At 61.7% G+C, this 19,005-nt stretch carries 16 protein-coding genes; 1 reads left to right on the top strand and 15 read right to left on the bottom strand.

The annotated features are described in order from the left end of the window. Positions 1-146 precede the first annotated feature (146 nt). Together ACWDUA_RS06635 and ACWDUA_RS06630 are read right to left on the bottom strand one after the other, a co-directional pair. A complete protein-coding gene (locus tag ACWDUA_RS06635; RefSeq protein ID WP_449750214.1) occupies positions 147-872 on the bottom strand; it encodes an acyltransferase in 726 nt (241 codons plus the stop codon). After that, positions 865-2,217 carry a hypothetical protein gene (locus ACWDUA_RS06630; RefSeq protein ID WP_449750213.1) on the bottom strand — a complete coding sequence of 451 codons (1,353 nt, stop codon included), beginning with the start codon at positions 2,215-2,217 and terminating at the stop codon, positions 865-867. Before ACWDUA_RS06630 ends, ACWDUA_RS06635 begins: the two co-directional genes overlap by 8 nt. Positions 2,218-2,494: 277 nt before the next feature. Between ACWDUA_RS06630 and ACWDUA_RS06625 the strand changes: the two genes are divergently transcribed. Next, positions 2,495-3,823 carry a glycoside hydrolase family 71 protein gene (locus tag ACWDUA_RS06625; RefSeq protein WP_449750212.1) on the top strand — a complete coding sequence of 443 codons (1,329 nt, stop codon included), beginning with the start codon at positions 2,495-2,497 and terminating at the stop codon, positions 3,821-3,823. Between the two features lie 19 nt (positions 3,824-3,842). On the opposite strand, the gene ACWDUA_RS06620 is transcribed toward ACWDUA_RS06625, so the two are convergent. The 13 genes from ACWDUA_RS06620 to ACWDUA_RS06560 all read right to left on the bottom strand — a co-directional run bounded on the left by ACWDUA_RS06620 (position 3,843) and on the right by ACWDUA_RS06560 (position 18,592). Further along, positions 3,843-5,093: a YveK family protein gene (locus ACWDUA_RS06620; protein ID WP_449750211.1), complete on the bottom strand. Its 1,251-nt coding sequence runs from the start codon at positions 5,091-5,093 to the stop codon at positions 3,843-3,845. 2 nt (positions 5,094-5,095) lie between these two features. Further along, positions 5,096-5,779, bottom strand: a complete 684-nt coding sequence (locus tag ACWDUA_RS06615; RefSeq protein WP_449750210.1) for a YveK family protein — start codon at positions 5,777-5,779, stop codon at positions 5,096-5,098. After that, positions 5,776-6,429, bottom strand: coding sequence for an SGNH/GDSL hydrolase family protein (locus ACWDUA_RS06610; protein ID WP_449750209.1), 654 nt, complete (start codon positions 6,427-6,429; stop codon positions 5,776-5,778). The genes ACWDUA_RS06615 and ACWDUA_RS06610 overlap by 4 nt, the downstream gene beginning before the upstream one ends. A 115-nt stretch (positions 6,430-6,544) precedes the next feature. Further along, positions 6,545-8,716 carry a hypothetical protein gene (locus tag ACWDUA_RS06605; protein WP_449750208.1) on the bottom strand — a complete coding sequence of 724 codons (2,172 nt, stop codon included), beginning with the start codon at positions 8,714-8,716 and terminating at the stop codon, positions 6,545-6,547. Continuing rightward, positions 8,706-9,494: a hypothetical protein gene (locus ACWDUA_RS06600; RefSeq protein WP_449750207.1), complete on the bottom strand. Its 789-nt coding sequence runs from the start codon at positions 9,492-9,494 to the stop codon at positions 8,706-8,708. Before ACWDUA_RS06600 ends, ACWDUA_RS06605 begins: the two co-directional genes overlap by 11 nt. Further along, entirely contained in the window at positions 9,491-10,642 is a 1,152-nt protein-coding gene (locus ACWDUA_RS06595) for a glycosyltransferase (protein WP_449750206.1), read from the bottom strand. The genes ACWDUA_RS06600 and ACWDUA_RS06595 overlap by 4 nt, the downstream gene beginning before the upstream one ends. Beyond that, on the bottom strand, positions 10,639-11,814 hold the full coding sequence (locus ACWDUA_RS06590) for a hypothetical protein (protein WP_449750205.1): 1,176 nt from the start codon (positions 11,812-11,814) through the stop codon (positions 10,639-10,641). The genes ACWDUA_RS06595 and ACWDUA_RS06590 overlap by 4 nt, the downstream gene beginning before the upstream one ends. Before the next feature lie 113 nt (positions 11,815-11,927). Further along, positions 11,928-13,172 carry a glycosyltransferase family 4 protein gene (locus ACWDUA_RS06585; RefSeq protein ID WP_449750204.1) on the bottom strand — a complete coding sequence of 415 codons (1,245 nt, stop codon included), beginning with the start codon at positions 13,170-13,172 and terminating at the stop codon, positions 11,928-11,930. Beyond that, the gene (locus ACWDUA_RS06580) at positions 13,169-13,750 is read right to left on the bottom strand and encodes a putative colanic acid biosynthesis acetyltransferase (protein WP_449750203.1); all 582 of its coding nucleotides are present in this window, start codon (positions 13,748-13,750) and stop codon (positions 13,169-13,171) included. Before ACWDUA_RS06580 ends, ACWDUA_RS06585 begins: the two co-directional genes overlap by 4 nt. 5 nt (positions 13,751-13,755) lie before the next feature. Continuing rightward, positions 13,756-14,583, bottom strand: a complete 828-nt coding sequence (locus ACWDUA_RS06575) for a lipase family protein (RefSeq protein WP_449750202.1) — start codon at positions 14,581-14,583, stop codon at positions 13,756-13,758. Positions 14,584-14,999: 416 nt separating this feature from the next. Next, entirely contained in the window at positions 15,000-15,956 is a 957-nt protein-coding gene (locus ACWDUA_RS06570) for a GDP-L-fucose synthase family protein (protein ID WP_449750201.1), read from the bottom strand. 20 nt (positions 15,957-15,976) lie between these two features. Further along, complete coding sequence (gmd, locus tag ACWDUA_RS06565; RefSeq protein WP_449750200.1) at positions 15,977-16,999, bottom strand: GDP-mannose 4,6-dehydratase; 1,023 nt, start codon at positions 16,997-16,999, stop codon at positions 15,977-15,979. An 84-nt stretch (positions 17,000-17,083) separates the two neighbouring features. After that, positions 17,084-18,592: a sugar transferase gene (locus ACWDUA_RS06560; protein WP_449750199.1), complete on the bottom strand. Its 1,509-nt coding sequence runs from the start codon at positions 18,590-18,592 to the stop codon at positions 17,084-17,086. Positions 18,593-19,005 lie beyond the last annotated feature (413 nt).

Raw genomic sequence — 19,005 nt, 5'->3', positions numbered from 1 at the left:
CCATAGCCCAAATGCTATTCCGGTCACAACGGGCGTTACTGTGTCGCTGCGTAATTCGTCTGCTCATACTACAGAGCACGAGGACCGGCCAGGTATCGCGGTCGGCTGCTATTCCAACTGGCGTGTCCATGGGGGACACGCCACTCCTAGTGTCCCCTGCGGTCCTCGTCCGACACACCCTGATGCGAGTCGATCCGAAACTTCGAGATCTCGTAGTCGGTCCGCCTGAACCAGCTACCCGCATCTGTTGCGAGGGCACGCTTCCACACCGCAGGCGAGCCGGCGTACAGACCACTGGCTGACTCTGGACCAAGACCCTGTCGGAGGGTGGAGTTGGCTGCGAGCAATGAGCGACTCGGCAGGTACGCATTCTTGAGCAGGACCGTGGAGCTCGCCGTCATCGCATACTCATCCACCGTGATCCGACCGATCGTCTGAGTAGACGTCGCATAGTCCGGCTCGTGTGTCTGTAGCAGGCACCGATTTCCGCCGACCGCTCCGTACTTTCGGATGATCACCGTGCCGGAACAGTCAACGTAGCAGCGGCTGCCGAGCTTCGCTCGATAGCCGAAATAGAGAGTACCGGAGCGGCTGTCAAAGGTCCGGTATATCGGGTGAGCCGAGACCCAGTTCCAGGATTCGACGAGGGACTCCGCCTCCATCTCAACAACTCGAAGCCCACGAAACACGTTCAACAAGCCCAGCTTACAGCCATCGCCTACGCGGAACTCATCAACCCCCACCACAATCGTCGGATCTATCTTGGCCGACTCCGATATCTGATGCCCAAACCTCCGCAGTAACGAGTTCTTGCGGGCCGAGGCGGGCATTAACCAGACAAGAAGCTGAACCACAATCCTTAACTTAGCCACCAACGACCTCCTTCGTGCGGGAACCCTCATGGAATGCATTCGTATCGTTCACCTCAAAGCTGTGCACACCGCCCCGGCGCCCGTCACGTCTATGACGCCCGGGCGGTTGCGGCGGACGCCACGGCATGAACCATGCCAAGGAAGCCACAGCCATCGCTGCCGTTACAGAACAATAGACCGCTGCCACACCGAACGCGGTCTTGGTAAAGATCAGCCCAATACCAATCGCCAGCAGAGCTATCGAAACATAACAGCCCTTAAGAAGAAGGGCCTCTGCCGATCTGTTCTGCGACTTGAGATAGGTTGCCACCACGGCGATCCAGGCACCGAGAGCATACTCGAACGAAATGAGAAGCACTACACTCTGTGCTGGCGCGAATGTTCGACCTAGTAAGAACGATCCTACGAATTCGGGCACAAAGTGGAGGATTATCCCCGAAGTGAGCGCGAGAATCGACGTACCCGTGGCAACCCGGACCAGCACCCTCCATGTTTCAACAGGCCGTCGCCCGGTACGGGCCGACGACGGAATGACCAGCAACGGTATCGCGCTCGCGAGGATCGCGAGCGGAGCCAGAATCGCAGTCGCGCCACGAAGCGCCGCCGATGCCTCCGAATCGATGACCATCGCGCACAGGGCCAGCATCAGAAACACGGTCAGTTGCTCAAGACCTGAGTCTATTCCGTACCTGGCACGATCCCACCGACTCTCCCACAGCTCGCTACGAATCCCTCGAAAGCGCGGCGCCAGACCGAGGTTCAATGCGAGACCTGCCAATGCCACGGCAGCGAGGAGGCACCACCCGAGAACCAGCGACATCGAGGTCAGCCACGATGGCGCTCCCCAGGCCAGAACCAGGAACGACAGACTCCCAGCGAACCATAGCCCATCCCAAAGCGCAGCAGATTCGTTGCGACCCAGTGTGATCGCGACGTAGCGCAGCACATCTTCCATTAGCACCAATGGTATTGCCAATCCCAGGACGACTGATTCCGCCACCACGCCGGCGACGAATCCACAGGCAACGACCGCCAGTGCAACGACGGCGCCGATGATCGCAGCGGTGCCGACGGCATATGCACCATGTCGCCGAACATCCTCGTCGGACTCGTTGGCCGACAGCAACAACGGAGTACCGAGGCCGCCTCGCAGAACCCCAACCGCTGTGGCAATCAGAGTGAACAACAACGCAATCCGACCGAAGTCGCGACTGTCCGCAACAACCGCCAACGCGAAGAGAATCAACCCGTTACTTGCACTGGAAAAGACCTGATCTGCAACACCACATGCTGCACGGACACTTTTCGATGCTCTCACGTAACCCCCCAAAATGTCGCCACTCACGGGTTCTCGTCGATGGATAGTTCATATATTGATTGCGACGCGACAATGTACCCGTCGTCGAGTACAATCGCCACAACACAGATTTGGAAATAGTCGAAAGAGAGTGACAACAGCGATGTTCTCCAGGCGATCTCGACTTCATGGTCGTAGACGAGCGTTCGTAACAACCACCGCGGTCGTTGCCATATTCTGGGCTACGGCAGTTCTCACTTCTCATGATTCGAGTCAACTGAAGACCGCGGTATCCACGACCTACCTGCCATTCGACATGCCCAATATGACAGCCACCGGCCGGAAAGTCTTCGCGCACTATATGCCGAACTTTCCCACCTCGATCGACAACAAGCCCTCCGCGTCCGACTACTACACCACGAATCTTATGGCGCCTTTCGGCGAATTGGGCGTTCACGCGGCGTACGGTGGCTACCTTCGAGACCGCCCCCTCCCGGTGCCCCCTTCGTCGGCCGCAACGTGGAAGAACAACAACCTCGCCACCGAAATCCAGCAGGCGCAGGCGGCGGGTATCGACGGCTTCGCCGTCGACGTCATCACGCCGAGATCGGCATCGTCGATTGTCGACGACATGCTGTCGGTGGCCGCGTCCGAGCGCGGATTCTCCATCCTCCTGACGATGGACATGAACGGCGCTGTCGCGTCGCAGTCCATGGCGAAGTTCGTTGCCGACGTGAAGTCCTACGCCCAGAGTCCTGCCGCAACAAGACTTTCGGATGGGCGCCTCGTTCTGAGCGCATTCCGCGCCGAGGGTAAACCCGTGTCGTGGTGGCGCAGCGTCCTGTCGTCCCTCAGTTCTCAAGGTGTGCCGGTTGCGTTCTATCCGATCCTCCTCGACGCAAACGCCAACCTGGAGGCATTCGCTCCTATCAGCTATGGCCTCAGCAGCTGGGGTGGACGCAATCCCGGCTCCTTCCCGACCACTGACACCGGCGTCGGATCGCCGGTCAATCTCATGAACCGCGCCAGGGCCCTCGGCAAGAAGTGGATGGCACCCGTTGCTTTCCAGGACAACCGACCGTCTGCCGGAATCTACGAAGAGGCCAGTAACGGACTCACGATGCGACGCGGGTGGCAACTCGCCAGGGAGCAAAACGCCGACTGGGTCCAGCTCATGACCTGGAACGACTACGCCGAGACCTCGAGTATCGCGCCGTCGGTCAAGCACGGTTACCGCCTGCTCGACATGAGTGCGTACCGCATCGCCGAATACAAGACCGGAACGATCCCTATCGTGTTGCGTGACGCGGTATACGTCACCCACCGCACACAGTTCGCCGCGCAGAGTCCGACATTTCCGCAGATCAAGCTGATGACCTTGTCGCCGGCGAGCATTCCCGCCGTCGACTTGGTCGAAGTGACGGCGTACGCCACGCAGCCGTCGACGGCCGCGGTTTCCATAGACGGCGTGTACCGCTCGTGCGAGGTCCCCGCGGGTGTGACGACTTGTACGTTCCGCCTGCAAATCGGCACGCTCCACGCCGGAATCGCGCGCAACGACAAGTGGCTCACGCTCGTGGAGAGCCCATACACGATCACGCGCAGCCCGTACGTCCAGGATCTCCAATACGTCGCAGCGGGCGGGCTCCGCTGACTGCGGTGAGGCTGCTGCGTCAAACATAGAGTCCGTTAATTGTCGACGTCTCGCGTGCGTGGCCGACAACCACGCCTAACAGCGGCTTGCCGAGGTCACCCACCATTCTGGTCGCGGAGTCGAGTCCGACGACTGTAGAACGCCCGGGGCTAACGGTCACAACTGCGCCGTCGCCGGCCGCGATGGCGATCTCAGCAGTGACGGATTCACGCACGGACGAAGCCGCGACAACGGTGAAGTCGGACGACGCCCGCATTTCGACCAGCACCTTCCGGACTGCGATTTCATCTGCGGCGGCGGTCGGCAGCGTAACCACGTCGAAGAATCGCTCACTGCTACCGGCCACAAATGCTTCCAGCACAGAACCACCGAGCCCCAACACGCTGACTGTTGCTCCGCTCGTGGCGAGTCCACGGGCCAGCGAAACGCTCACAGCCCCGGTTTCGACACCATCACGATCGCCAACCACGGTAACCACAACGCCGCCAGTGTCTGCCCGCGCGATCACGTTGGCGAGGATCAACCGCTGGCGGACTGCGACAGCAATGCCCTCGGCGAACTGATCACCAGCGGATCCGAGATCATCCAGATCGGTGGAACGGTCGAAGGCACCGAGTACTGGCGCCACCGCGATGTCCTCGATCTGCTTTCTCGAGCGAATCTTCGAGTCGAACCGTTCGAGGAACCAGATCAACGCGATGCCGACCACCAACGCAGCAGCGACAGCTACCAGAATGACGAGCCATAACGGATAGCCACCGCGTGCGGCGGAATCAGCGCTGGCCGGTTTGATCACGGTGACCAGTGGCGGGATGTCGGGATTTGTCTCGACGTTTTCGACTTCAGCGACGTACTTGCCGAACACCGACGCATACCCGTTCGCGATGTCAGCCGCTTCTTGCGCATCCGAATTCGTTGCTGAGATGTCGATGATGACGGTATCCTTGACCGTTTCGGCACTTACCATTCCGGATACCTGCGACGGACTCATCGGGAGACCTAGTTTGTCGACAACTTCCTGTGCCAGGTCGTTGCTGTCGATCAAGCTGACGTATGTCTGCGCTCGCTGTCGTGAGAACAGATCACCCTGGTATGCGCTCACAGAAGTCTTCACCTCCGGCGCCCTGAGGAACAGCATCGTGGTAGCCGTATACGACGACTTTTGTGTCACGTTGTAGATCGATCCGCCAATCAGTCCGATCGCCAGTAGTACCAGGAGAATTGGCCACCGACGGCGGAATACGTACCACGCCGACTTGAGGAACTCCATGATCACACCAACGCTTTCTCAATAGGGACGGGCAATGCAGGCGCACCATCATCGGAATGCCCACGAGATCGTGTGTGAATAAGCACCGCGAGGAAGAGGCCCACCAGCAGCCCGACGAATGCACCGATCACAAGCGTTGTCCAGACGCCCACCAACTCCGACTCCGCGACAGTTGCGCGCGCGATCACCACCGGCTGAACAGGTGACACTCGGTTGGACGCCGGCTTCTCCAATGCGGTCACGGCCGAGATGAACTCGGCAACAACAGCATTGGTTGACTCTTCAGCTTCTTCGGGTGTCGACCCGGTCACCGAGATATCGAGCATGACCGTGTCCGGAACCAATCGCCCAGAAACACCTTTCGCAAGTTTCGCAGCGTCCCGGTCCACCGCCCGACTCGCGGGCTCCGTTACCAGCGGACTCGTCAGCAGCTCAAGGTAGGAACTCATTCGCTGCTGGGTGAACTCGTCGCCGTACGCAGTCATCGTCCCTTCCTGACCGGGCGGAGGACTGGCAGTGGAATCATTCCACGCCGGCGACGCAATGAACACCCGCGCCTGTGCGGCATACGTGGTCGGCACGACCAGAATCACAAGCGCACCCACCAACGCGCCTGTGAGGAAGCACGCGACCACCACCCACCAGTCGCGCTTCGCCGCAGCGATCAGCGCGCGATAGTCACTCATGAACTACTCCCTCCTCCGGGATGAACTCCCAACGCACGCAGGCTCTCCATGATCCTGTTGGTGTAGTAGATGTTGCCTTTGGCGTTGAGGTGTACGCCGTCGGGCCCGAGCAGGCCGTCCACGTTGACGCCTTGGTACCAGCCCTCACGCACAGGATCGATCAGTCTCAAGTCATAGTCGCTTGCCGCCGCCTCGAGCGTCTTCCTGAACGCCACACCGTTCTCTGCCACCCGGGGTGTCACATACGAAGGCACTATCACAACGATTTCCTTTTTCGGCCAGATTGTGCGCAATCTGGAGAAGTACTGCTGCACGAAATTCTCAATGATTTCAGGTCGCACGCCGAGATCATTTCTGCCGACGTCAATCAGAATGATATCCGGATTAAATTGCGCAGCATCAGCATCCAGGCGGTCAATCGCCCGTTGCCGCTTTCCCACCTTGCGTCCACCAGTCGCCTGAGAGCCGTTGGACACGTACCCGGTAGCGCCCTGGGCATCAAGTAACACGTTCCAACCCATGGCATCTCCGAGCAGACTCGGGTAAACCGCAATCTGTGGATCTCCGGTGCCACCGGCGAAACTATCGCCCACCACCAAGACGCTCTTCTGCGATTCCATGGTGACATCGACTGTTTCGACCTTGCCCATGCTTGCACTCGCAGTTTCGACGCCGCTCACTGCCACAGCCCCCAGCACTACTGCCCCGACCGCGAGCACACCCACAAGAATCCACTCTGCCGGGCGTCTCCAACGCCACGCGCGCTCACGCTGTTCTCGCAACGGATACCTCCCTGCGGTTCTTCACTTCCGTCGGTCTATCGGCATACAACAGGCTGCCTGGAAGCCACTTCCTGTTGAATGGGCCGCCGGCCACTTGCGGAACCCTCGCCACCATCACCGCGAAGACAACGATGAACATCATGTACGACATCGCCTGCAGCAGCGATCCGCGCAGCAAAATCAAGAGATAGAACGGCATCACACAGCTGATCACCGGCGGCATCGCAGTGAGCTTCATCTGTTTCTCGATCCGACTATCCCAGCGGTAGAAGCAGTATCCGATCAGAGCCATTACCACGATCAGGACCACCCACCCGCCGTTGAGGAATATCTCAATCCACAGTGGAGCAGACAGGTTCGTCATCTGGTACCCACGCCCATTCGCTATGAAGATCCCGGTGTCTACTGGTTTGTCCGCCCAGAAGACGCGCGGCATCCACCAGAACAGAACGCCAATGAATTGACGTCCGGGCGCAATTCCGTCGCGGTCGGCGATCAGTACTCCGTTCAAGATCTGGGCGAATGAGTCATAGTCTGCCGACAGCAGCGATTCCAACGGATTGCCGGCTTTGAACTCAGCGTTGTCGGTATACCGGAACGCATCCATCATCGGGAACACCATCACAAGTGCCGACACGAATCCGAGCGTCATCACTCGGAATCGCTGCGGGGTTGCAAACCAGCCGAATGCAACTGTTGCAGCCAGGATGGCCGTGCCAGATAGGTATCGTGCGTTGGAGATTGGGTTCATTGTGTTGGCGAGCAGAACGCCCAGCACAACCGCGCAGAAGACGGCCATCCGCCGTTGTGCTGGGGTGACCGGTCTGCCTTGGGCACCCATCACCTTCGATTCCTTCAGGAACTTCATCCACGCCACCCAGGTGATCAGCAAGCCCATCATCGTGCAGGCGCGCACCAGAATCCCCAATGAGCCGGGCTGCCAAACGACGTCGTAGGCACTGAAAGCGTCTGAACGACTCTGCGTGAATTGGATGTAGCCAATCTTCGACAAGTAGTAGACGTTGAACAGCACGGTGCAGAGCGACAGTACGACTAGCTTCGGATACGAGACGGTAGGAAGGCTCGTGTCCCCCTCAGGTTCGCCAGCTGCGAGCGGACCCCGCATGCCCAACCGGCGTGCGATCAAGGCCCCGACGACGAAGGAACCACATCCCACCAGAACGAGCATGGACCCCACCGGTACCAACGTCCAATCGCTCCGTGGGACGGTTTCGGGCCACAATCTCTCCCTGATCTGCGCGAGGGGCGCCAACCCCATGAATACATATGTGAACACCCAGAATGTCATCTCGTAGAGTCGTCGCTCACCGCGGCGAACCAACCAGGCCAGACGGCCACCTGACATCACCACCAGTGGAATCACCCACAGCCACAGCAAACCGGCTTCGCCGCCAGTCGTCGCCACGATCGCGCAGGGCAGGATTACAACCAGGAGAGTCAGACTGGCCAGCCCAACCCAGCCCAACCAAGGATCTCCCTCCCGCAGCTGTCGGGTCGTGTCAGCGATACGCCGCGACGGAGTAGTAGTTGTCGGACGCGTGTCGATCCCTCCGGCCGCGAGGACGACCGCGGTCATACTTAGCGCCGTCCACCCGAGAGCCACCGCAACAGCCATACCGACCGCAGTCGATTCAAAGATCGCGCCGAGGACAGCGGACCCTCCGGTCACGATGATCGTAGTTGTGGGGGCCCACCATCGAGACTCCCGTTGCCCGACCGCATGGGTCCGTACCCCCAGACTCGCCCACGCCCCGAGAACCCCAGTCAGCGAACCAATGACCACGCAGCTGCGCACATCTCCCGAGGCGCTCACGGCTTCCGCCACGGTGAGGGCCACAACGCCATTCACGGCAAAGATCACCGTTGCCAGTGCCGCACGGCGTAAACTGGCACGCTGGTACCACCATGCATCGAGTTCGCGTGTGCGTCGAGACGCGGTCACAATCGATGCAGCCACGACTCCTGGTGCTAGCGCCGCACCAGCTTCGGCCAAGATCAATGCGGCCTCCCTACCTACCACTAGTGCAGCCACCCCGACCACCAGTGCTGCGCAGACCAGGGCAACGAGGATTCGGGAGACCGCTCTGGCCGGGGCCTCCTTCAGTGCCGGCATTTGCTCCCGATCAGTGGTCACCGGACTCCGCCCACACCTTTCGGAAGGCACCTCGGGAGTCGGTGGTGCCGTGATTCGAGTACAACTCGAACGTTGCGAATCGTCCGCGCCACTGGCTGATTCGCGGGTCATCGACAATCCGCCGGTTTCCGTCGGGCAAGTGAAGCGTTATTCTGCTGCCATCGATCTGAACACTCATTCGGTTCGTGCCCTTTCCATCCTCGCTCAACCGCTTCGCGAACACACCGCGGTCGATGACCTGTAGCTCGCCCGCCCAGGACTCCTGTTTCACAGCGATATTCCAGTTGACAGGTGTCACGACGAGATGCAGCGCGAACGGTGGTACCACTTGCGGGATCCCCTTCTGCACATTGCGGGAGACAACCAAGGCCACTGCTCCCGCTCCCTCGCCCGTGGGCGCCGCATCACCAGGACGAAACGTCCATTCGGCGCCAATTGCTGTCACAGGATTGCCCATGTTGGGCGTGCTCAGGTATCCGGCTACTGCACCCGACGATGTGGGATCGAAGGTCAACGTCCCGTTGATGACCTGCAACCGGTCTCCAACAGGGACAGCCATGTTGGAGTTCATCGCAGGCTGCCCTGTGTCAAACACTGTCGGTACCGCCCCACTGGGCAGTCCGGCGAAGGAGGATTCGATTCGCATGCCATTTGGCACACGTTCCTCATCCTCTCTGAGGAATCCCCACCACATCGCGACGGCGACCACGAGGGTCGCAACCACCACCAGCGCGACCTTGATCCAGACGCCGCGCAGAACGCACCGGGCTGAGCTCACGAGACCTTCCTGCGTTGCGAGGCGATGGTATTGGCGTAGATGTCCTCCAAGCTCTTCGCGATCGTGTCCATTCCGAACTCCCGGGCGACCGCTGCCCGTCCCGATTCGCCCATCTCCGCAGCGGTGACAGGATCACCGATGAGCGCACGAACCGCAGCAGCGATCTCACCCGGACTTCCGTCGGTGACGATCCCGCATCTGTTGTCGCGGACGAAGCTCGAGAGGCCTCCATCGGAGCAGATGACCACCGGAGTTCCCACCGAGAGTGCCTCTACGATGGTCATCCCGAATGGCTCTCGTTCGGCGGGCAGTACATACACCGACGCCTGCGCCATCCGGGCCATTGTGTCTGCCGGATTGATCCCGGGTTGCCGGGTCAGAGAGGTTCCGTGTCCGGATCTGCCGATCAGAGCGTCAACCTCGAATTCGGCGCCCGCCTCCGGACCCACCACGGAGAAGCGCGCAGCAACTCCATCGTCGAGTAGTTCGATCGCCGCATGGACGAATGCGGCCGGACGTTTCCGCGGGTGAAGCCTCGCGAGAAACAACACCTCGGGTACATCGGCAACAGAAACTGCGGTGTCATCCCCCCGCCCATTTGTCGCGGGGACCCCGTTATGCACGGTCTCGAACACGAGCGGCCGCCTCATGACACCGGTAAGGTCCTCTCGTTCACGGCCATTGAGTACCAGCACCCGACCTGCACCTGCAATGTATCGACGGGTCGCAATCGCATCGCAAGCCGCGATCAACGGATTCGGGTTCGGAGTGATCATCCCGTGCGGTTGCACGACGTAAGGGGTACTCGTGCGACGCAGAGCCGAAACCGCAGGAAAGGTCACCAAGTCGCGGGCCAGATGCACATGTGCAATGTCGAAATCATCTGCGTGCCGCCGAATCCAGCCACGCAGACCGCCCGCGTACAGCGCCGCGTACCCAATATGAGGCACAAGGAACCTCGCGGGAAAGGTCGTGACAGGTTGGCCACCGAAATGTCGCACCGGCTGGTCGAATCCCTGCGCGCCGGCTACAAGGGTGACTTCATTTCCCCGGTCGCGGAGCGCGGCGCACTGATTCGCGGCGACTCGGGCCGGTCCGCCAAAGGCGCCGTCCGGGCTCAGGGCGGTGAGTACATGGAGAATCTTCATCGGGCCTCCCCCCCACGTCCGGCCGCGGTCAGGGCCAGTTCGAGCCCCCTCCTTACCAAGTCGCCGTCGACGATGTCGGGGCAATAGGACGCCGAGAGGTGGACTACGCCGTCGAGCGCGAATACAGCAACCGAAATCCTCTGTGCGCTCCCCGGTGGCAGAGCGACGACGAACGTGCTTTCATCGCTTGGCTTCGCCCACGCGACCTTCTTTGCCTCGGGCACCTTCGATACCTCGGAGAACATAAGCCGCGGCTGACTGCTGTCCCGCAGATCACTGACCCCACGGAGGCGCCTCTGCAGACAGAGTCTTCGGATGACGCCTGCCAGCCCTCCGCGGATGAGTGCACGGTGCGTCCTCAGTTCCTCCCCGAGGAGTTCCCCGAACTGCACCGCGCTGCCGTCGGCGGACGTCACGTCTACGGTTGCGACACTGGCCAGATTGCCCAATGTTCCTTGTCCTGCACGGAGGTACCGGCGCAGGTCGACCAGGAACTCCACCTCATGGAACAGGTCGATTCCAGCCTCGAGCATGCCCTGCCATACCGCGTAGAACAACAGCGCCGAAATCGAAGTGCTCGACATCTGCGAGTCACGCCACTGGCGGAGCTCATCTACGAATCCCGCCTCGCTGCGTGCGGACGTGAGGGCAATCGAGTATGACGTTTCCAGGTCATGCGGTTCTGCTCGCCGCCGATGCCGCTCCGTGGTGTCCTCGTCAGCGATATGTCGGATTACAGCGCGCGCAGCCGATCCGCATAGTGCTCCGACCTCTCGAGCGACTCCCCGTGGAGTTTCGCGGAATGCACTCAGGAACGCTCTTGGCAGTCCTACCGGTTGCTCGGTTACCCCCGGCGGAGAACGGAATCCACTCGAATCTTCGACTTCTCCGGACAGCGCTGCGATGATCTCGAAGATCACGTGGGCGTCGCCTATCCCGTGGTCGATGCCGATGACCAGATATCCGTTGTCCGCATATGCCCCAATCGGCGCCTCGAGAGGTCGGGACATCAGGGCGCCGATCGTACGCGCGGGATCTGCGCGGTCTATTGCCACATCGTGCAGCACGTAGCGAGAGTCGATGAACGGGTCAAAGCGCCAGGTCAAACGACCGCGATCGGGTATGAGCCCAACCCGCTGCCGCGGCCCGCCATCGGCGATCTTCTGCAGCACGGGGATGATTCGATCGACGGCCGCCGCTCTAACGGGGCCCAGGACGATCCACACCGTGCGGCCCGACGACAACGCGTCCAGCGCACTCACTCGGACGTGAGTCTCGTGCGCGGTCACGAGGCGACCTGGCTCGATGCCGCTGGTGCGAGGGTCTCACACCAGCGCCCGTATGCAGCGATCGCGGCGTCCTGGCCAAGGATCGCCGACGCATACTGCGGACCTTTGCTTGCGAACTCGGCGCACAGATCCGGATTCCGGGCAAGCTCGAGCGCCTCGACGGCCAGCAGGTCCGAATCACCCGGCTCGATCACCACACCTGCGTTCGCCCGTGCCACCTCACCTGCGGTGAGCCCGTCGGCACCGACCGCAGCGAGAATCGGCCGGCCGGCCGTGAAGTACGAGGTGAGCTTACTCGGAACCGCCATATTGCTCACTCCGGGAAGCTCGTTGACCAGCAGTACGTCTGCAGCTGCCAGCACGTCGCGAAAGTCGCTGTCATCCAGCGGCCGGATGAACTGCACTCGCTCAACACCGGCAGCAGCCGATTCGAGGTCGGCCCTCCGATTCCCGTCCCCGACGAGGACGAATCTCAACGGCAGCTTGCGCACATCCGCCCGCCGAGCAGCCTCGACGACGTTCTCGAGGCCCTGCTTCAGTCCCATATTGCCGGTGTGCAGCACGACGTGTTCGTCCGGCGACCATCCATGCCGTTGTCTGACCTCCGCGATCTGTGCGGCGGACAACGGCTCGCGTTGCTCCAGGTGAGACCAGTTGCGGATCACCGACACCCGTTCACCAGCAACACCCATGTCGATCAACGTCGCCCGAAAGTGATCGTGGATCACCGCGACCCCATCGGCGGCCTTGAGCACTCCGGCCTCGAACGATGTCGCAACGCCAGCCGATATCCCTGTTCCGGAGGAAGTCTCCTTCATCCCCAGGCCATAGAGATCCTGCACGATCACACCTACCGGGACGCCTTCAGCGCGAGCCCTCGCCACCACCAGAGACGCGGAGACCAGAGGTGGTGTCACCGCGACCACCAGATCGGGATCGCCCCAGTACGCACCCGCAGCTTGTCGACCGAAGCTCCACTCCATCCGTGCTCGCTGCTTCAGCGACGAACCGGTGGGGACGAAGTGTCTGAAGCGTCGGACCCGCACACCATGCGGTACCTCCAGAGCACCGTCACAGTGCGAGTAGTCTTCGGCCACTCGCCATTCCGGGTAGTGAGGGAGCCCGGTGAACACCGTCACCGTATGCCCGGCGGAATACAGACCCTCGGCGAGGTTCGTCACGTACGGCGCGATCCCGGTGACCTCGGGCGCGTAGTTGATCCCAACGATCAGAATCTTCACCAGTGCACTTCCTCAGCTGCCGGGGTCATCACCACGACCCCATCCGGCACGTCCTTGACCACCAACGACGCAGCCCCGATCACTGACCGGTCACCGATCGTGACTCCTCGCAGGACTGTGGCACGAGTGGCGATCCAGGCAGAATCACCAACTGAGATCGGCGCGTTGTCGAACTCGAACGACGGCGACTTCCGGTCATGGCTTCCGGTGCACAGCAACACATCTTGTGACACACAGGTGTTACCACCAATGGTCACGGGCTCCAGGTTCAAGATCCAGACCCGTTCTCCGATCCAACTGTCGTCACCCACAGTCAGCTTCCACGGCCAGTGAATCCGCACCCCGTGGCGGATCAGTACGCCACGGCCCACCCTCGCCCCAAATGCCCGCAGGACCAAGATACGAATCCGGTTGGGCACCCACCACTGTGAGATGACCGGCTGGGTGGACAACCACAGGATCTGAACGACTACGCTGCGCCCCTTGTCATATCCCGCCCCAGTGAACTCGTGAAGCACGAATTCACGGGTCGACGCCGAGTTGTCCGTGTACGCCACAGTGTCTGTGTCGCCGACCATCCTTGCTACTCCGTTCCACAGTTGGAGGACGCGGGTGCGCCCTCGAATCGCTTGCCGATCCAATCGATGACGTCCTGCCCCGGCACCAGATCGGCATGTCCGACGTCGGGGTATTCGTAGTGGGTGACCGCCCCGCCCAGCGCACAGGCCCGGTCCACTGCGGCCGATACCCATGTAGGCAGTACGGTCTGGTCCGCAAGACCATTGGCCACCAACAACGGTGCGGCGAGCGGCCGTTGCGGCAGCGCCTGACGTCGGAGGTGGTCACGGAGTTCGGTGGCTGCCGCCCCCGACACCGGTCTCAGGTTGTCGCCAGTCAGAACGCCGGATGCCTTGGCACGCGCGCCGACGTCACAACCGATGAGGTCACCGAGACGCTCCACGACGTCAGCCGCGAGATAGTCGGCAACGCGAATCGACGGGTCCACCCGGCGGGCTCCCTCGACGAGCATCGGCAGTACTGCCATCTGCTCCGTCGACAACGCACCATCGGCGGCGAGGTCGGCGATCCTGCTGATGTCGGCTGCAGGGGCCAACGCGACCGCTCCCACCATCGCAAGACCCTGACCGTAGAAGCCGTCGAGTTCGTCTGCGGACCAAGCGGCCTGTCCACCTTGGCTGATACCGAGTGCGAGCCACCGGTCCGACGTCGCTGGATCGAGGTGACGCAACGCACGTACCGCGTCGGTCACGTTGAAAGCTGATGTGCTGGGCTCAAGATAGGGGTGAATCCCACTCGCGCCCAACCCTTGATAGTCGGTGAGCGCCACTGCGTATCCCATACCCAGCAATGCGGTGACAAAACCGTCATACCCCATCAGGTCTCCGCGCATCGACGGACCACATCCGTTGAGCAACCCAGTCGTACCATGTGCCACGGAGATCACCGGCCAACCGTCTCCGGGAGCGCGGCCGCGGGGAATAAAGAATGCGCCACTGACTTGCGTCGCGGCTCGATCGATCCCGTCCACGGATCGATACACCGCACGGTACGAGCGCGCAGCCCTTGCGCGCAACTCGGCGCTCTGCGGTTCGAACCGATTGGACGACAGAATGTTTCCGCGCTGCGAGACAACCGAGGTGTCGATCTGCTCGACCACGGTCACGATGGGCTCGAGGCCGACATGCTGCGCCTCATCCGGTGGCACACTCTGGGCGCACCCTGTTGCGGCAAGAACGCCGGCGCTGAGAAACCCCGCGATCGCTGTACGTATCGACCGTCGGCACGGCACTCTGCGGTGACGGCCCATCATCCGCGTAGTGCCCCGAGATTCGCCCGATACCAGTCGACGGTGGTACCGATTCCGTCCGCCAGGCTGATCGTGGGCCGCCAGCCACTGGCCAGCAGGACCGAGACATCTAGCAGCTTCCGCGGAGTACCGTCGGGTTTCGTTGTGTCCCACTCGGTAGTGCCGGTGTAGCCGACGGCGTCGGCGACCATCGAAGCGATCTCACCGATGGTGTGGTCCACTCCGGTACCGACGTTCACCTGTTGCGGGCCGTCATAGTGCTCGAGCAGATGGAGACTCGCCCGGGCCAGGTCGTCGACATGCAGGAACTCCCGACGCGGTCGGCCGGACCCCCAGTTGACCACACTCGGCAGCGCCTCGATTCGTGCCTGCTCGTAGCGTCGGATCAATGCCGGCAACACATGCGATCCGCTGGGCGAGAAGTTGTCACCCGGTCCGTACAGGTTGGTCGGCATCGCCGAAATCCAGTGCGCGCCGTATTGACGACGCACGGCCTGGACCTGAAGGATGCCGGCGATCTTCGCAATGGCGTATGCATCGTTGGTCGGTTCCAGGTGCCCTGCGAGCAGCGCATCCTCTCGGATCGGTTGCTCGGCGTACTTCGGATAGATGCACGACGAGCCGAGGAACAGGAGCCGCGGTACTCGCGTCTCGAGTGCGGCGTCGAGCACGTTGACCTGAATACGGAGGTTCTCCGAGAGAAAGTCGACCGGGTAGGCGCTGTTGGCGCCGATCCCGCCCACCTTTGCCGCGGCGAGGATCACGACCTCAGGACGCTCCTGACGGAAGAACGAGAGAGTCGCATCGCGGTCGCGAAGGTCGAGCTCCGCGCTCGTTCGACCGACGAGCCGACTGAATCCCTCGGCATTGAAGTGCCGCCACAGGGCCGATCCGACCAGTCCCCGATGGCCGGCGACGTACACCTTGGCCGAACGGTCCAGCGCCGCAGGTGTCATCGGAGCAAGTTCCACCGAGGTCACGTCCACGAGGCCACCACCGGCGTGTCGATCCAAGGCTTGCCTGCACACTCCAGTGAAGCGATATCGGCGTCCACCATGATCTTGGCGAGTTCGGTCGCGTCCACCGTCGCCTTCCAGTCGAGAGTGTCGTACGCCAGGCCGGGGTCACCGATCAGGGAGTCCACCTCCGTCGGACGCAGGTACCGCTCGTCGAAGCGCACGTGCGCTTGCCAATCCAGACCGGCATGCTCGAACGCTGTGGCCAGGAACTCCTTGACCGTGCAAGCCACTCCGGTGGCCAGAACGTAGTCGCGTGGTTCGTCGGCCTGCAGCATGCGCCACATCCCTTCGACGTACTCGGGCGCGTAGCCCCAGTCCCGCACGGCATCCAGATTGCCCATGTAGAGGTTCTGATCCAGACCGGCTTTGATCCGCGCAACCGCGCGGGTGATCTTGCGGGTCACGAAAGTCTCTCCGCGACGAGGTGATTCGTGATTGAAGAGGATTCCGTTCACCGCGTACAGGCCGTACGCCTCACGATAGTTGCGGGTGACCCAGTACGAGTACACCTTGGCCGCGCCGTACGGCGACCGTGGGTAGAACACGGTGTCCTCGTTCTGCGGAGGCGGCGATGCACCGAACATCTCCGAGCTGGACGCCTGATAGAAGCGGCACTGCACACCGGCTTCGCGGACAGCCTCGAGGAGCCGGATGCTCCCGATACCCGTGGTGTCACCGGTGTGTTCGGGTTCGTCGAAGCTCACCCTCACATGCGACTGCGCGGCCAGGTTGTACACCTCGTCGGGTTGGATCTGGGACAGCAGCGTCACCAGACGGGCTCCATCGCTGAGGTCGCCGTAGTGCAGGAAGAACCGGACGCCGGGCTCATGAGGGTCGCGGTAGAGGTGCGAGATCCGCGCGGTGTTGAAGGTCGAGGCACGACGGATCAGTCCGTGTACCTCGTATCCCTTGGCGAGCAAGAGCTCCGCCAGGTATGAACCGTCTTGACCGGTGACCCCGGTGATGAGGGCGCGTTTCACGGATTCTCCTATATGTGTGATGCCAATGGACGAGGGCGGGACGACTATGTGGACGGAAAGGAAATCGATGGTCCGGCAGTGCGTTCAGTACGCTCCGTCCTTGGAGACGACCGCCCGCGCGGTTCGCCAGAGGATCGCGAGATCACCTACGAGTGACCAGTTCTCGACGTACGAGAGGTCGAGTTGGACCGTCTCCTCCCAGGAGAGGTCGCTGCGCCCCGACACCTGCCAGAGCCCGGTCATCCCCGGGCGCACCAGCATTCGGCGGACGACGACGTGGTCGTAGGTTTCGACCTCCTCCCGCAGCGGCGGGCGCGGCCCCACGAGGCTCATACTTCCGTCCAGCACGTTGAACAGCTGTGGGAGCTCGTCAAGGCTGTAGCGACGAAGAACCCTGCCCACCTGCGTGACCCTCGGGTCCTCACGCATCTTGAACAACACGCCGTTGCCTTCGTCCACCGAGACCAGTTGGGCACGCTGCTGATCGGCATCGACGACCATCGAGCGGAACTTCCACATCCGGAATGCCTCGTTGCCCAGACCTATCCGCTCACCGCGGTAGAACACGGGACCCTTGGAGTCGAACTTGATCGCGATCGCACACATCACGAGGACCGGCGACAACACCACCAACAGCGCCAGTGCCACCGACTTGTCGAACACGAGCTTGAGTAGTCGGGTGGCACCCTCATAGCGAGGTTTGTCGACATGGAGGAGCGGCAGACCAGCCTGTGGACTCATCATGAGTCGAGGCCCGGCGACGTCGAGCAGGGCCGGCGCGACCATCATTCCGATGTCCATGCCCTCGAGTTGCCAGGACAGTTCACGCATCGCCGCCGGCCCGAGCGCTTCCGCGGACGTCACGGCAACGACCGTCGCACCGGCCACCGCCACCGCATCTCGAATGTGCTCGACGTCACCGAATATCGGAACCTCGACCGAGTCGACGATGATCGCCCTGTCCGGACTCGACGTGTCCAGGGAACTCGGCAAACACACCCCCGAGACGTTGAAGCCCAGTTCGGGGTGCCTGCGTAGACGCCGAATCAGCGACTCCGAAGAGAGTTCATCACCGACGACCAGGACCTCGTGGAGGTTGGCACCTCGAGATCGCGATCTCGCCAGTCGCCCCCGCCAGATTCTCCGCTCGAGAAGGAGTCCCAGGGTTCCCAGCGGTATTGCCACAGCGAGAAAGCCGCGTGCAATCGCAAGGTTGAAGAGGAGCACCACGACGGCCAAGCCGCCGAAGAACATGAAGCATCCTCGAAACACCCGCGTGTACTCCGTGACTCCTGAGCCGAGAATCCGCCGGTCGTGGGCCTGCACGACTCTCAGACACAGCCACCATGCAGCGATCACCGTCACGATGAACACCGCCATCGGGACCTCGAACTGCCCGACAGGATAGAAGCGGGTGGCGCCGAATCTGACGGTCTGCGCCAACAGCACACTGGCAACGATGACCGCGAGATCCGAAATCTGCAGGTACCGGGCATAGGCCGACAGCCGACCCTGCGATTGTGGTCGGACCAGCTGAACACGTCCCGACCGACCATTCACGTCGGTCTCGAAGCGGCCGGCCGAAACTGCCACGATCTCTCCCCTGGATAGCAAAGCCCTACATGTAGTCACTCACATCGGCAGAAGCCGATGACCCATAGTCACGAACAACAAACAGACGCGGCTTTCACGCCGGCCGAACGCTGCACTTCCGGCACCTCTGCGCGATTGCCGTTCCGGTGGACACGAAGGATTGATCAGCATCTGTGGAGCAGCGATAGGGAACACGCTTCTCCACAGACCGCCGCTCCGTCGAATTCGATTGTCCGCCTGCGTCGTTTTCGAGAGAAACAACGGCCACCCGGATCTCACGGTGACACCCCCCGAGAACGCGGTCAGAGCATGACGTGCCGAACCTCCAACGATGTCCTCAAACCACAGCTGTTGTTCACTGGAGCGAAGATTATGCGGCACTCGCGGTCCGCACAACTCGGGACAGCAAATAC

The sequence above is a fragment of the Gordonia sp. NPDC003376 genome, from assembly GCF_053589235.1.
Note: the sequence above shows the minus strand (reverse complement) of the source record. Positions and strands in the feature narration are given on the sequence as shown.

What these genes read in the sequence shown, in the direction of transcription:
- ACWDUA_RS06625 (WP_449750212.1), top strand. Translation starts at nt 2,495, where the DNA reads ATGACAGCCACCGGCCGGAAAGTCTTCGCGCACTATATGCCGAACTTT.
- ACWDUA_RS06620 (WP_449750211.1), bottom strand. Translation starts at nt 5,093, where the DNA reads ATGGAGTTCCTCAAGTCGGCGTGGTACGTATTCCGCCGTCGGTGGCCA.
- ACWDUA_RS06615 (WP_449750210.1), bottom strand. Translation starts at nt 5,779, where the DNA reads ATGAGTGACTATCGCGCGCTGATCGCTGCGGCGAAGCGCGACTGGTGG.
- ACWDUA_RS06610 (WP_449750209.1), bottom strand. Translation starts at nt 6,429, where the DNA reads ATGGGCAAGGTCGAAACAGTCGATGTCACCATGGAATCGCAGAAGAGC.
- ACWDUA_RS06595 (WP_449750206.1), bottom strand. Translation starts at nt 10,642, where the DNA reads ATGAAGATTCTCCATGTACTCACCGCCCTGAGCCCGGACGGCGCCTTT.
- ACWDUA_RS06580 (WP_449750203.1), bottom strand. Translation starts at nt 13,750, where the DNA reads ATGGTCGGCGACACAGACACTGTGGCGTACACGGACAACTCGGCGTCG.
- ACWDUA_RS06575 (WP_449750202.1), bottom strand. Translation starts at nt 14,583, where the DNA reads ATGCGCGGAGACCTGATGGGGTATGACGGTTTTGTCACCGCATTGCTG.
- ACWDUA_RS06570 (WP_449750201.1), bottom strand. Translation starts at nt 15,956, where the DNA reads ATGACACCTGCGGCGCTGGACCGTTCGGCCAAGGTGTACGTCGCCGGC.